The sequence below is a fragment of the Halomonas cerina genome (assembly GCF_014192215.1).
GTDB classification, from domain to species: Bacteria; Pseudomonadota; Gammaproteobacteria; order Pseudomonadales; family Halomonadaceae; genus Halomonas; species Halomonas cerina.
On sequence record NZ_JACHXP010000013.1, the window covers coordinates 105,313 to 118,834 of the forward strand.

Below are 13,522 nucleotides of genomic sequence, written 5' to 3' on the forward strand. Positions count from 1 at the left end.
GCCAACTCTCCCGTACGTCCATCATGTCTGCCATATCCGCGAGGTGTCATGAGCCATTACTGTGACCTGGCCCCGGGGCACCCGTTGCACGGGCCCTACCACGACCAGGAGTACGGCTTCCCGGTGAGCGACGACGACACCCTCTTCGAACGGCTGGTGCTCGAGATCAACCAGGCCGGGCTGTCCTGGCTCACGGTGCTCAAGAAGCGCGACGCCTTTCATGAGGCCTTCGCCGGTTTCGCGGTGGCCCGCGTGGCGAGCTTCGGCGAGCCCGACCGGGACCGGCTGCTGGTGGATGCCGGCATCATCCGCAATCGCCGCAAGGTCGACGCCGCCATCCACAACGCCGGGGTGGTCCAGGCGCTCCAGGCCGACTACGGCAGCTTCCGAGCTTGGCTCGAGCACCATCATCCTCGCCCCCACGCCGACTGGCTCACGCTTTTCCGGCGCACCTTCCGCTTCACCGGTCCCGAGATCGTCGGCGAGTTTCTGATGAGCACCGGCTACCTGCCCGGCGCCCATCGTGACGATTGCCCGGTGCAGGCCCGCGTCCTTGCCGCCGGCCCACCTTGGGCGCGGACCGGCGGGAACCCGGACGCCGACCCGAACTCTTAACGGCGATGCGCTGGCGAAGGAGAGACCCCCATGGACACCCTGACACAGGCCGCCCTTGGGGCGGCGATCGGCGGTACCGTGCTGGGCCGGCGGCTGGGCCGCAAGGCGGTGCTGCTCGGCGCGGCCCTGGGCACCCTGCCCGACCTGGACGTGGTCATCGACTACGGCGATGCGGTGGCCAATGTCACCCGGCATCGCGGCTTCAGCCATTCGTTGTTCGTGCTGACGGGACTCGCTGCCCTGCTTGCCTGGCTGGCCGCCCGCTTTGCTCCGGCTCGGGATATCAGCCTGCGCCGCTGGGCCGCCTTCTTCGGGCTTTGCCTGCTGACGCATCCGCTGCTCGACGCCCTCACCACCTATGGCACCCAGCTGTGGTGGCCGCTGGACGTACGTCCCACGGCCTGGCCCATCGTCTTCATCATCGACCCGCTCTACACCCTGCCGCTGCTGGTCGGCATCGGCGTGGCCATGGCCACCGGCAACGGTCGCCGCGGCCCGGCCTGGGGGCTCGCCCTGTCCTGCGCCTACCTACTATTCGCCCTGGGCGCCAAGGGCCTGGTCGAGCAGCGCTTGACGCCCGTACTGGCCGAGCGGGGGCTGACCGAGGCCCCACGCCTGGTGCAGCCCACCCCCTTCAACACCCTGCTGTGGCGGGCCACCATCGTCGAGGACGGGCGTTATCACGAAGCCCTGATCGGTCTGTTCGACGGCGAGCATCGCCCCGCCCTGGAGACCTATTCCCGGGGCGCCGACCTGGCTCCAGTGGCCATGGCCGATCCCCGCGGGCGGCGTCTGGACTGGTTCGCCGGCCCCTTCCTGCGCTACGAGGTGCAGACACGCGACGGCCGAGAGACCTTGGTGGCCACCGACCTGCGGCTGGGCTTCCCGGGCTTCCATCCTTTCCGCTTCGGCCTCGCCCATCGCCAAGGTGAGACCTGGCAGCCGCTGACGAGGACCATCCAGCTGCCCACACCGGCGGGTAACCGCCGGGCCGCCTTGGCACGCCTGGGCGAGCGCATCCTGTCGGCGGAAGCGGTGCTCTGCACCAGTCACTTCGTGCCACGGGACTGGCTGCTCATCGCTCCCGGCCAGTGTTGAAGCCGGGGGCCGCCTACGTCGAAGGGGTGGCCCGCCGGCGACCCTCTCGTCTTTTCACCGCTCGCGGCGCGGCTCGCCGCCGGTTACACCAGCCGCTGGATCAAGCCGTCGATGGCCTTGCGGGCTTCCTGGAGGGCGGCCTTACGCGGCGCCTCGCCCATGGCGAGCCCTTCGGCGAACACCACGTCGACCTCGCGGATACCCATCAGGCCGAGCATGCTCTTGAGGTGAGGCGTCTGGCTGTCAAGCTCGGTACCGGCGTACTGGCCGCCGCGCGCCGCCAGGATGACGGCCCGCTTGCCCTCGACCAGTCCCTGGGGACCCTTTTCTGTATAGCGGAAGGTCTCGCCGGCGCGCATTACGCGGTCGAACCAGGCCTTCATCTGGGAAGGAATCCCTAGGTTGTAGAGCGGCACCGCCAGCACCAGCACGTCGTGGGCCAGAAGCTCCTCGATCAGGGCGTTGGAGCGCGTGGCCAGCTCGCGCTGCTCCGCAGTGCGCTCCTCGGCCGGCACCTGCCAGCTGGACAGCTCCGGCAGGGCCAAATGCGGCAGGTCGTCGGCGATCAGGTCGCGGGTAGTCACCTCGAGACCGCCCTGCTCGACCGCCCGGGCCTGGAAGTGTTCGGCCAGAGCCAGGGAGTTACCGTCGAGAATGGAAGACGTCAGAACAAGAGCGCGGGTCATGGCGATCTCCTGGAAGCATGGTTAGCAAGGGAATGATCGCCATTATACGTTCGCTTTTATTATTTATAAGCGCAAAATTATGCGTAAATTATTCGATAAAAACGAATCATGGCGCGATACCCTGACCGCAGCCCTGGAGCTGGCGGCCATTGAGCTCCAGCGTCACCCGGGCCGGCCAGGGGTGGCCGCTCATGTCATCGAAACAGGCCTTGGCCTCGATGCGCAGCGTGAAGGGCCGCGCCGCCTGACCGCTGGCCAGCACCACCCGACCACCGCCGTTGTCCAGGGTCGTCACCCGATAGGGCAGGGTCACCTGGCGCTGGCCGTAGTCCAGCGACAGGGTAAGCTTGGGCACGTCATTGGCCAGCGAGACGCTCCAGCCCGGCTCGTTGCCGCGACCATGGAACATCACCCCCGGGTGATCGGCCCGGGTCAGCGCCTCGTGGGTGACCTCACGCCGGCACTCCAGACGTCCCCGCGGGTCTTCCACCAGCGCCTCGTCACCCCGGTTCCAGACGCTCAGCTCGCCCTGCTGGTAGCGGCTACCGCTGGCTACCACGGCCGGATCCAGCCGCCAGGCCCCATGAGCGGACCATAGCCGCAGCTCCTGCGGCGTGGCGGCCGTCACCAGAGCCTGGGCCGGCGTACAGCGCCAGCCAACCAGCTCGTTGGCCTCGCCGGGAAACAGCGTCGAGGGCAGTAGCGGGGCCTTGGGCTCGGTCCCGGCAGTGCCTGTCACCTCGGGAGGCACTGGCGCGGACTCGGGTGCGGGCGCCCGGGCGACGCAGCCGGTGAGAACCAGGGCTATTAGGGAGGACAGGACGAGCGAAACGCGCGGCATGACGGTGACTCCTTGTGCGAGAGAAAAGATCCTTGGCCGCCAGAATACCAGCCACCATGCCATCCTGCCGTGTCACGCCTCAGCCGTGGCGCTGGCGCAGTTGTCGCGCCGCCTCGACCATGTTGGCCAGCGCCGGCTCCACCTCGGCCCAGCCGCGAGTCTTGAGACCGCAGTCCGGATTGACCCAGAGCCGCTCGACGGGGATGCGCTCGGCGGCCTTGTCCATCAGGGCCACCATCCAGTCGACCTCGGGGAGGTTGGGCGAATGGATGTCGTAGACGCCCGGGCCGATCTCATTCGGGTAGGCGAAGTCGCGGAAGGCATCGAGCAGCTCCATGTCGGAGCGCGAGGTCTCGATGGTGATCACATCGGCATCCAGGGCGGCGATGGCCCCGATGATATCGTTGAACTCCGAGTAGCACATATGGGTGTGAATCTGGGTGGCGTCATCGGCTACCGCGGCGCTGAGCCGGAAGCACTCCACCGCCCAGTCGAGATAGTCCTGCCACTCGGCCTGGCGCAGCGGCAACCCCTCGCGCAGGGCCGGCTCGTCGATCTGGATGGCGGTGATCCCCGCGGCCTCCAGGTCGGCCACCTCGTCACGCAGCGCCAGGGCGATCTGCCGGCAGGTGGTGGCCCGCGGCTGGTCGTCGCGCACGAAGGACCACTGCAGAATGGTCACCGGGCCGGTGAGCATGCCCTTCATGGGCCGGTCGGTAAGCGACTGGGCGTAGCGGCTCCAGCCCACGGTCATCGGCGCCGGGCGGGCCACGTCGCCGAACAGAATCGGCGGCTTGACGCAGCGCGAGCCGTAGCTCTGTACCCAGCCGAAGCGGGTGAAGGCGAAGCCGTCGAGCCGCTCGCCGAAGTACTCGACCATGTCGTTGCGCTCGGCCTCGCCATGCACCAGCATGTCCAGCCCCAGCGCCTCCTGGTGGGCCACCACGCCCTCGATCTCGGCCGCCATGCGCGCCTCGTAGTCGGCGGTGGGCAGCTCGCCGCTCTTGTGGGCCCGGCGGGCGGCACGGATCTCGGCGGTCTGCGGGAAGGAGCCGATGCTGGTGGTGGGGAACAGCGGTAGGTCGAGACGACGGCGCTGGGCCTGGGCCCGCCGGTCATAGGGGCTCGCCCGCTGGCTGTCGGCGGCGCTCACCGCGGCCAGGCGCTCGGTCACCGCCGGCCGATGGATGCGCGGTGAGCGACGGCGTGCCGCCAGCGCTGCGCCGGCCTCGGCCAGGCGAGCCTCGTCGCCGGCGGTCAGGCGGTCGTCCACCGCGTGGGCCAGCGTCACCGTCTCGTCGAGTTTCTGGCGGGCGAAGGCCAGCCAGTTCTTGAGTTCGGCATCGAGCTCGCTGTCAAACTCAGGTTCGGCATCGAGATCCACCGGCACGTGGAGCAGTGAGCAGCTCGGCGCCAGCCATAGCCGCTCACCGAGGCGCGCGGCGAGCGGTGCCAGCCAGTCGCGCAGCGCGGCCAGGTCGGCGCGCCAGATGTTGCGCCCATCGATCACCCCCAGCGACAGCACCTTGTGGGGCAGCAGCCGGTCGACCACCGCCTCGACCTGCTCGGGCGAGCGCACCGCGTCCAGGTGCAGGCCGGCCACCGGCAGGCTCACGGCCAGCGACAGGTTGTCGCCCAGGCCGCCGAAATAGGTGGCCAGCAGCAGCTTCACCGGCGCCGCCTGCAGGCGGTGATAGGCGCGTTCAAAGGCCTGCTTCCAGTCGGCCGGCAGGTCCTGGACCAGCGCCGGCTCGTCGAGCTGTACCCATTCCACATCCTGCTCGGCCAGCCGGGCGAGCACCTGGCCGTAGACCTCCAGCACCTCATCGAGCAGGCTCAGCCGATCGAAGGCCTCGATGCCCTCGCCGCGCGCCTTGCCCAGCCACAGCCAGGTCAAGGGGCCGGTCAGCGCCACCTTGACCGCATGGCCCTGGGCCCTGGCCTCGGCGACCTCGTCGAACAGCCGCGTGCTGGCCAGGCGGAAGCGCTGGCCCGGGTGCAGCTCGGGGACCAGGTAGTGGTAGTTGGTATCGAAGTATTTGGTCATCTCGCAGGCCGCGGCGGGCTCGCCGCTGGGTGCGCGGCCCCGGGCCATGCGGAAGGCGGTGTCCAGGTCGACCTCGCCGCGGGCCAGCTCGTCCTCGGCATCGAAGCGGTCCGGGACCGCGCCGAGCAGGGTAGAGACATTGAGCACCTGATCGTAGAAGGCGAAGTCCCCCACCGTGACCAGATCCAGGCCAGCCGCGCGCTGATCCGCCCAGTGGCGTCGGCGCAGCTCGCGTCCCTCGGCTTCCAGGGTCTTGCGCTCGATTTTGCCCTGCCAGTAGGCCTCGGTGGCTTTCTTGAGCTCGCGGTCCGCGCCGATGCGTGGATACCCAAGAACATGAGTTATTGTCATGATGAACCCTCTGCTTCATGAATGATTCAGTAGAGTCTCGCTGGCCATGACTCGTGAATCAAACTAAACTTTTTAATCTTCATCATGAAAGACACTCACCATGCTCGAACTTCGCCACCTCCGCACCCTGATCGCCCTGCGGGACGCCGGTTCCCTGGTCGAAGCGGCCGAGCGGGTCCACCTGACCCAGTCCGCTCTCTCCCACCAGATCAAGGACCTGGAAGAGCGGCTGGGCAGCCCGCTGTTCCTGCGCAAGACCCGGCCGGTCGAGTTCACCCGGGCCGGCACCCGACTGCTCGCGCTGGCCGAACAGGTGCTGCCCCAGGTCCGCATGGCCGAGCGCGACCTGGCGCGGCTGGCCGGCAACGAGCAGGGGCGCCTGCACATGGCCATCGAGTGCCACAGCTGCTTCCAGTGGCTGATGCCCACCATCGACCATTTCCGCGATCACTGGCCGGAGGTGGAGATCGACATTCCCGGCGGCCATCACTTCGACCCGCTGCCGGCCCTGGCCCGGGAGCATCTCGACCTGGTGATCACCGCCGATCCCCAGCCGCTGGCCGGCGTGCACTACGAGCCGCTGTTTCGCTATGAGGGGCTGCTCGCCGTGGCACGTCAGCACCGCTTGGCGGGGCGCCCCTTCGTGACCCCGGTGGACCTGACCGAGGAAACCCTGATCACCTACCCGGTGGAGCATGCACGACTGGACGTCTTCACCCAGTTCCTCGACCCGGCCGGCGTGAAACCCAGAGAGGTCCGCACCGCCGAGCTGACCATCATGATGATGCAGCTGGTGGCCAGCGGGCGCGGTGTCTGTGCCCTGCCCAACTGGGCGCTGACCGAATACCTGGAGCGGGACTACGTCAAGGCGGTGTCACTCGGCGCGGAAGGGGTGTGGAGCACGCTGTTCGCGGCGATCCGCGAGGAGACCCGAGAGCTGCCCTGGATGGAGGACTTCCTGCGCACCGCCCGCGAGACCTCCTTCGCGGTGCTGGAGGGCATCAAGCCCGCCTGAGGCGGCTCACTCGGCTTCCCCCGGGACGGGAGACTGCTGCGGAAGCAGCAGGGTGAAGCGCGCCCCGCCCAGTTCGGGGGCGGTATCCACCACCACGCTGCCGCCGTGCCAGGCGAGGACCTTCTGCACGATGGAGAGCCCCAGGCCATAGCCGCCGGAACGCCGGGTGCGGCTGTCGTCGAGGCGGGCGAAGGGCTTGAAGACTTCCTGGCGGGCGCTGACCGGCACCCCGGGCCCGTCATCCTCCACGTCGACCCGCACCAGCCGGGGCTCGCCACGCAGGCGGATCACCACCCGTGATCGGGCATGCCGGCAGGCATTGGCCACCAGGTTCTGCAGCGCCCGCTGCAGGTAGCGCGGCTCGGCGATGGCCTCCACCTCGGGGCCTGGCGCCAGTTCGATATCGAGATGGCCGTGCAGCGGCGCCAGCGCCTCGATCACGCGCTGGACCATCGCCCGGCAATCCACCAGTTCGGTGGCAAGCTCCGCACCATGGGCGGCGTCGCTGCCGAGGCGGGCATAGGTAAGGATCTCGTCGATGAGGTCATCGAGTTCGGCGATGTCACTGTCCACCCCTTGCAGCTGACGGCGGATCGCCGGGTCATCGGTCATGTCCTCGACCATCTGCACCGCGAAGCGGATCCGGGCCACCGGGGTGCGAAGCTCATGGGACACCGCGCGGATCATGTCCTGCTGGGCGCGCAGCAGCGACTGCACCTGCGCCGCCATGCCGTTGAAGGCCACGCCGAGACGGCCCAGGAAATCGCCGCTCTCCACCTTGACCCGGGTGTCCAGGCGACCGCTGGCGATGCGCGTGGCGGCCAGCTCGAGGCGCGCCATGCGCGCCTCGACACTACGCACGATCAGGTAGATGATCGCCGCCAGCACCCCGAGCAGGACCAGCAACAGCAGCAGCTGCAGCGGGATCGGCAGGGGCTCGAAGGCCCGCACCGGGCCGACCGTGAGCCACCGGGCGGGGCCTTCCACCGTCGGCAGCCGCAGGTACATGGCCATGGACCAGCGCCCCGGCAGCAGACGGATTACCACCTCGCCCTCCTCCAGGCGCGACAGCTGCCGACTGTCCAACGCGTCCGGCGGCCGGGACGCGAGAGTCACCGGGACGCTGGCGCTAGCCACGCGCTGTCGGCGCTGTTCCCGTTCCTCGCTCCCGACCTCGGTCAGCCACTCGCCCAGCAGCTCCGTGAGCCCCCGCAGCTGCTGCTCGCTGAGCCCCGCCAGGATCACCTCGAGCAGCAGCGACTCCCCCGGCAGGCGCCGCATCAGCCGCCAACCCTGCTCGTCCACCGGCAGCACCAGGACGCGCCCGCGGTCCAGACGCGCCCGCGCGAAGTAGCCCAGGTCCAAAAGGTCGAGTGAGCGCAGCCGCAGGGTCATGTCCAGGGACTCGGCCTGGCCGGACAGCCAGGCCCCTCGCGCCGACTCGGGCAGGGTCGCCAGCCGCTCGGACAGCAGGCGCATCGGCGCCTCGGCCAGCTGCTCGCGATACTGCTCGCGCCGCACCTGTTCGACCATGGCCAGCCCCAGCAGGGCCAGGCCGAAGGTCAGCAGCAGCGCCAGGGCCAGCAACACGTAGACCCTCAGGAAGCTGCTGTCCGAGAGGGTCCGGCGCATCGGGTCAACCATCGCGTACGAACAGGTAACCCTTGCTGCGCACCGTCTTGATGCGATGCGGCTGGTGGGGGTCATCGCCGATCTTAGGGCGGATACGCGAGACCCGTACGTCGATGGAACGGTCCTGACCATCGTACTTGATGCCCCGCAGCTGGGCGAAGATCTCCTCGCGGGTCAGCACGCGACCGGCATGACTGGCCAGCAGCCACAGGAGGTCGAACTCGGCGCTGGTCAGGTCGATGCGTTCGCCGTCGAGCCAGGCCTCACGGGTGGCGCTGTCGATCTCCAGGTCGCGGAAGGTCAGCCGGGTCTCACCGCCGGCCTCGGCCGGCTCGGCACGCCGCAGCAGGGCCCGCATGCGGGCCAGCAGCACACGGGGCTGGACCGGCTTGGGGACATAGTCGTCGGCGCCCATCTCCAGGCCCAGCACCTGGTCCATGTCATCGGTGCGCGCGGTCAGCATGAGGATCGGGCCCGGGTAGTCCGCCCGCACCCGCCGGCAGATCGACAGGCCGTCCTCGCCGGGCAGCATCAGGTCGAGGATCACCAGGTCCGGCTGCAGGGAGAGGATCCGCTCGACACCACGGGCGCCGTCGCTCTCCAGCGTCACACGAAACCCGTTGGCCTCGAGATAGTCACGGGTCAGGCCGGCCAGCCGCTCATCGTCCTCGATGATCAGCACATGATCCGGCTCACGGGGGTCCAAGCTGTCGTCCATCCTCGTCGTTTCCTCGGCAGGCCGGTATGTGGTTTGAAGGCGCAGGCGGCAACGCAGCCGCTCTCGCCAATTCTCGCCAATAGCTGAAGGATACCCGAAAACGACCGTTTCGCCCTCCATGACATTCCACGCATGCGGCCTGTCGGGCCCAACCATGCGGCCTGGCGAGCGGGCCAAAAGCATCCCAGGGATGGCCACAGATCATCCACAGGTTATCCACTTGATGCATCCCGAAAAGCACACTATCTTGTGCCCTACTTCCATATTGGCACTACATCCTGTGCCCATACCAAGCGACACGAACGCTGTCAACAGCGCACGTGCGCGCCCCAGACACCAGACAGGGACCCCCGGCGCCATGGATACCACCGCTACTCCGGACCGTTCGTCCGTCTCCGTCACCGCACCCCGTACCCTGCGCGTGATCAAGCGCAACGGTGATGTCGCGCCCTTCGATGCCGACAAGATCGCCGTGGCCATGAGCAAGGCCTTCATCGCCGTGGAAGGAGATAATGCGGCCACCTCTTCGCGGGTGCGCGATTTCGTCCGCCAGTCCACCGAGAGCATCGAGCAGGCCTTCCTGCGGCGCATGCCCGACGGCGGCACCCTGCATATCGAGGACATCCAGGACCAGGTCGAGCTGGCGCTGATGCGCGCCGGCGAGCAGAAGGTGGCCCGCGCCTACGTGCTCTACCGCGAGGAGCACGCCCGGGCCCGCGCCGCGGCCGGCGGCGATATCGCCAAGCCCCACCCGACGCTCAACGTCACCGCCCCGGACGGCAGCACCCGCCCCCTGGACCTGGGGCGCATCGAGACCCTGGTGTCAGATGCCTGCGAGGACCTGGCCAACGTCGATGCCAAGAAGATCGTCGAGGACTCGCTGAAGAACCTCTACGACGGGGTGACCGTCGACGGCGTCTCCCAGGCGCTGATGATGACCGCGCGTACCCTGGTGGAGAAGGACCCCAACTACACCTACGTCACCGCGCGCCTGCTGCAGGACAACCTGCGCCGCGAGGCGCTGTCGTTCCTGGGCGTCGCCGAGGAGGCGACCTATCAGGAGATGGCTGACTACTACAAGCCCGCCTTCCTGGCCTATATCGCCCGCGGCATCGCGTTCGAGCAGCTCGACCCGCAACTAGCCGAGTTCGACCTGGAGCGCCTGGGTGACGCCCTGGACCACACCCGCGACGCCCAGTTCACCTACCTGGGCCTGCAGACCCTCTACGATCGCTACTTCATCCACCGCGACGAGGTGCGCTACGAGCTGCCCCAGGTAATGTTCATGCGCGTGGCGATGGGCCTGGCCCTCAACGAGGACGACCGCGAGGCGCGGGCCATCGAGTTCTATGAACTGCTCTCCAGCTTCGACTACATGGCCTCCACTCCGACCCTGTTCAACTCGGGCACGGTGCGCAGCCAGCTCTCCAGCTGCTACCTCACCACGGTGCCGGACGACCTGGACAGCATCTACAGCGCCATCCGCGACAACGCCCTGCTCTCCAAGTGGGCCGGCGGCCTGGGCAACGACTGGACCCCGGTGCGCGCGCTAGGCTCCTACATCAAGGGCACCAACGGCAAGTCCCAGGGCGTGGTCCCCTTCCTCAAGGTGGTCAACGACACCGCGGTAGCCGTCAACCAATGCTTTGCGCCCGACACCCTGGTCCATACCGCTGAAGGCCCTCGCCCCATCGAGCGGATCGAGTCCGGCGACCTGGTCTTGGGCATTTCCGGCACCTACCGCCAGGTCAAACAGCGGCATCTCTACAACCAGACGGAGCCGATGGTAGCGCTCAACATCAAGCATGCCATCGAGTCAGTGCGCGTCACCGCCGGTCATCCCTTCTATGCACTGCGCGGCGTGCCCTTGGAGCAATCCGGAGAGCGCACGCTTGACTGGCTGCAGAAAGGCAAGGTATCCCCCGACTGGGTGGACGCGGGTCGACTCCAGAAAGGGGACTATGTCGCGCAGGTCATTCCCACCGAAGTCGTCCCTGTCGACGGCTTAACGGCGGAAGATGCGCGCCTTTACGGTATCCTGCTGGGCGATGGTCATCTCTCGAAAGACGGCATGCAGTGGGGCGTGTCCGGCAACCCTGGTCGCGATTCTCATCTCGACTTCGTGCGTCACTACCTTGAAGCCCGCGGCATCCACTTCTGGGAAACCTCGCGCAACGATCACTATGCCCAGATTCATTGGGCATCGGGACATGGCGTTCGGCGAGATGCCACTACGGGAAGGATTGCCGGGGCCGGAGCCCCCACGCTTCCGTTCCAGCAGAATGATATCTACGACGCCCAGCATGACAAGCACATCAGCCGTCGCTTTGCCCATTTGCCGAAAGTCCAGACACTGGCCCTGATTCAGGGCCTGCTGGAAACCGACGGTGGCGTCTCGCGGGGCACGGAAATCTATTTTACCAGCACATCGCGCGCTCTGGCCGAAAGCCTGCGTTATCAACTCCTGCGCCTCGGCATTCCCACGGCCGGACAGTACCGTGAGCGCGAACAGGCACATACGGGGCATCGCGTCGATGGCAGCGAGATCCGCTTCGACGGCGCCTGCAAGGCCTATGACATTCGCGTACCCGCCGTTGCCGAGATTGCCGAATTGGTCGGCTGTCGACCGCTTGTGAAGCGCAACTGGCTCACCTACAACGGCCATCTTTTCTCTCGTGTGCGCAGCGTGGACACCATCACGACGCTGCCGTTTGTTTATGATCTGGAAGTCGAAGGTGACGAGTCCTACATGACCACGGCAGGACTGGCGCACAACGGCGGCAAGCGCAAGGGTGCGGTGTGCGCCTACCTGGAGACCTGGCACCTGGACATCGAGGAGTTCCTCGAGCTGCGCAAGAACACCGGTGACGACCGCCGCCGCACCCATGACATGAACACCGCCAACTGGGTGCCGGACCTGTTCATGAAGCGGGTCTTCGACGACGGCGAATGGACGCTGTTCTCGCCGGCCACCTGCCCGGACCTGCATGACTTGTATGGCGCCGCCTTCGAGCAGCGCTACCAGGAATACGAGGCGATGACCCGCAACGGCCAGCTCAAGCTGTTCAAGCGCGTCAAGGCCAAGGACCTGTGGCGCAAGATGCTCTCGATGCTGTTCGAGACCGGCCACCCCTGGATCACCTTCAAGGATCCCTGCAACCTGAGAAGCCCTCAGCAGCACGCCGGCGTGGTCCACAGCTCCAACCTGTGCACCGAGATCACCCTGAACACCTCGCCCGACGAGATCGCGGTGTGCAACCTGGGGTCCATTAACCTGGCCCAGCACGTCACCGACGGGGCCTTCGACGGCGAGAAGCTGAGAAAGACCGTGCGTACCGCCGTGCGCATGCTCGACAACGTCATCGACATCAACTACTACGCGGTGCCCCAGGCCCAGCGCTCCAACTTCAAGCACCGCCCGGTGGGGCTGGGCATCATGGGCTTCCAGGACGCCCTCTACGCCCAGGACATCGCCTACGCTTCGGAGGGGGCCGTGACCTTCGCCGACCGCTCCATGGAGCTGGTCAGCTATCACGCCATCGAGGCCTCTGCGGATCTCGCCGCCGAGCGCGGCCGCTACGAGAGCTTCGAGGGCTCGCTGTGGAGCCAGGGTGTGCTGCCCATCGACTCCATCGACAAGTTGAAGGCCGAGCGCGGCGAGAAGTACATCGAGGTCGACACCTCGGAAACCCAGGACTGGGTGCGCCTCCGCGACAAGATCGCCGCCCAGGGCATGCGCAACTCCAACGTCATGGCCATCGCCCCGACCGCGACCATCTCCAATATCTGCGGCGTCTCGCAGTCCATCGAGCCCACCTACCAGAACCTGTTCGTCAAGTCGAACCTGTCGGGCGAGTTCACCGTGGTCAACGCCTACATGGTGAATGATCTCAAGGACCGCGGCCTGTGGGACGAGGTGATGATCAACGACCTCAAGTACTACGACGGCTCCGTGCAGCCCATCGACCGCATCCCGGACGACCTCAAGGCCAAGTACGCCACCGCCTTCGAGGTGGAGCCCAAGTGGCTGGTGGAGGCCGCGGCCCGTCGCCAGAAGTGGATCGACCAGGCCCAGTCGCTGAACCTCTACATCCAGGGGGTCTCCGGCAAGAAGCTCGACGTGACCTACCGCATGGCGTGGTTCCGCGGCCTCAAGACCACCTATTACCTGCGCGCCCTGGGCGCCACCTCGGTGGAGAAGTCCACCGTGGACCGCGGCAACCTCAACGCGGTGAGCAACGCCGCTCCGACGGCCAGTCCCACACCGGAGGTCCCCGAGCCTTCAGCGCGGGAGCCCCGCGGCGTGGAGGACTTCCTGACCGGCAAGGGCGGCCAGCGCCCGCCGAGTGCCGGCGATATCGACGAGCTGGGCTGCGAGGCCTGTCAGTAACCCGGCCACGGGCGACGAGCTTCGGGCAGCGAGCAGCTCGAAGCTCGAAGCTCGAAGCTCGAAGCTCGAAGCTCGAAGCTCGAAGCTCGAAGCTCGAAGCTCGAAGCTCGAAGCTCGAAGCTCGAAGCT

The 13,522-nt window shown here is 67.3% G+C and carries 9 protein-coding genes; 4 read left to right on the forward strand and 5 right to left on the reverse strand.

Annotation, left to right across the window (positions count from 1 at the left end; translation table 11 throughout):
• Window positions 1-48 precede the first annotated feature (48 nt).
• Together FHR94_RS13450 and FHR94_RS13455 are read left to right on the forward strand one after the other, a co-directional pair.
• Complete coding sequence (locus FHR94_RS13450; RefSeq protein ID WP_183326237.1) at window positions 49-615, forward strand: DNA-3-methyladenine glycosylase I; 567 nt, start codon at window positions 49-51, stop codon at window positions 613-615.
• A 30-nt stretch (window positions 616-645) separates the two neighbouring features.
• A complete protein-coding gene (locus FHR94_RS13455; RefSeq protein ID WP_183326238.1) occupies window positions 646-1,713 on the forward strand; it encodes a metal-dependent hydrolase in 1,068 nt (355 codons plus the stop codon).
• An 83-nt stretch (window positions 1,714-1,796) separates the two neighbouring features.
• On the opposite strand, the gene FHR94_RS13460 is transcribed toward FHR94_RS13455, so the two are convergent.
• The 3 genes from FHR94_RS13460 to metE all read right to left on the reverse strand — a co-directional run bounded on the left by FHR94_RS13460 (window position 1,797) and on the right by metE (window position 5,638).
• Window positions 1,797-2,399, reverse strand: coding sequence for an FMN-dependent NADH-azoreductase (locus tag FHR94_RS13460; protein WP_183326239.1), 603 nt, complete (start codon window positions 2,397-2,399; stop codon window positions 1,797-1,799).
• A gap of 106 nt (window positions 2,400-2,505) precedes the next feature.
• On the reverse strand, window positions 2,506-3,240 hold the full coding sequence (locus tag FHR94_RS13465; protein ID WP_183326240.1) for an MliC family protein: 735 nt from the start codon (window positions 3,238-3,240) through the stop codon (window positions 2,506-2,508).
• Window positions 3,241-3,319: 79 nt separating this feature from the next.
• A complete protein-coding gene (gene metE, locus FHR94_RS13470; RefSeq protein ID WP_183326241.1) occupies window positions 3,320-5,638 on the reverse strand; it encodes a 5-methyltetrahydropteroyltriglutamate--homocysteine S-methyltransferase in 2,319 nt (772 codons plus the stop codon).
• A 100-nt stretch (window positions 5,639-5,738) separates the two neighbouring features.
• Here metE and FHR94_RS13475 point away from each other — a divergent pair, with 100 nt between their 5' ends.
• On the forward strand, window positions 5,739-6,653 hold the full coding sequence (locus tag FHR94_RS13475) for a LysR family transcriptional regulator (protein ID WP_183326242.1): 915 nt from the start codon (window positions 5,739-5,741) through the stop codon (window positions 6,651-6,653).
• Window positions 6,654-6,659: 6 nt separating this feature from the next.
• Here the strand turns inward: FHR94_RS13475 and FHR94_RS13480 are convergent, their stop codons facing one another.
• Both FHR94_RS13480 and FHR94_RS13485 read right to left on the reverse strand, forming a co-directional pair.
• A complete protein-coding gene (locus tag FHR94_RS13480) occupies window positions 6,660-8,285 on the reverse strand; it encodes an ATP-binding protein (protein ID WP_183326243.1) in 1,626 nt (541 codons plus the stop codon).
• Window positions 8,286-8,289: 4 nt separating this feature from the next.
• Complete coding sequence (locus FHR94_RS13485) at window positions 8,290-9,003, reverse strand: winged helix-turn-helix domain-containing protein (protein ID WP_183326244.1); 714 nt, start codon at window positions 9,001-9,003, stop codon at window positions 8,290-8,292.
• 358 nt (window positions 9,004-9,361) lie between these two features.
• Here FHR94_RS13485 and FHR94_RS19690 point away from each other — a divergent pair, with 358 nt between their 5' ends.
• Window positions 9,362-13,393: a ribonucleoside-diphosphate reductase subunit alpha gene (locus FHR94_RS19690; protein ID WP_183326245.1), complete on the forward strand. Its 4,032-nt coding sequence runs from the start codon at window positions 9,362-9,364 to the stop codon at window positions 13,391-13,393.
• Window positions 13,394-13,522: the final 129 nt, after the last annotated feature.

Excerpts from the sequence above, each read along its gene's own strand:
- FHR94_RS13450 (WP_183326237.1), top strand. The coding sequence starts at position 49 with ATGAGCCATTACTGTGACCTGGCCCCGGGGCACCCGTTGCACGGGCCC.
- FHR94_RS13455 (WP_183326238.1), top strand. The coding sequence starts at position 646 with ATGGACACCCTGACACAGGCCGCCCTTGGGGCGGCGATCGGCGGTACC.
- FHR94_RS13460 (WP_183326239.1), bottom strand. The coding sequence starts at position 2,399 with ATGACCCGCGCTCTTGTTCTGACGTCTTCCATTCTCGACGGTAACTCC.
- FHR94_RS13465 (WP_183326240.1), bottom strand. The coding sequence starts at position 3,240 with ATGCCGCGCGTTTCGCTCGTCCTGTCCTCCCTAATAGCCCTGGTTCTC.
- metE (WP_183326241.1), bottom strand. The coding sequence starts at position 5,638 with ATGACAATAACTCATGTTCTTGGGTATCCACGCATCGGCGCGGACCGC.
- FHR94_RS13475 (WP_183326242.1), top strand. The coding sequence starts at position 5,739 with ATGCTCGAACTTCGCCACCTCCGCACCCTGATCGCCCTGCGGGACGCC.
- FHR94_RS13480 (WP_183326243.1), bottom strand. The coding sequence starts at position 8,285 with ATGCGCCGGACCCTCTCGGACAGCAGCTTCCTGAGGGTCTACGTGTTG.
- FHR94_RS13485 (WP_183326244.1), bottom strand. The coding sequence starts at position 9,003 with ATGGACGACAGCTTGGACCCCCGTGAGCCGGATCATGTGCTGATCATC.
- FHR94_RS19690 (WP_183326245.1), top strand. The coding sequence starts at position 9,362 with ATGGATACCACCGCTACTCCGGACCGTTCGTCCGTCTCCGTCACCGCA.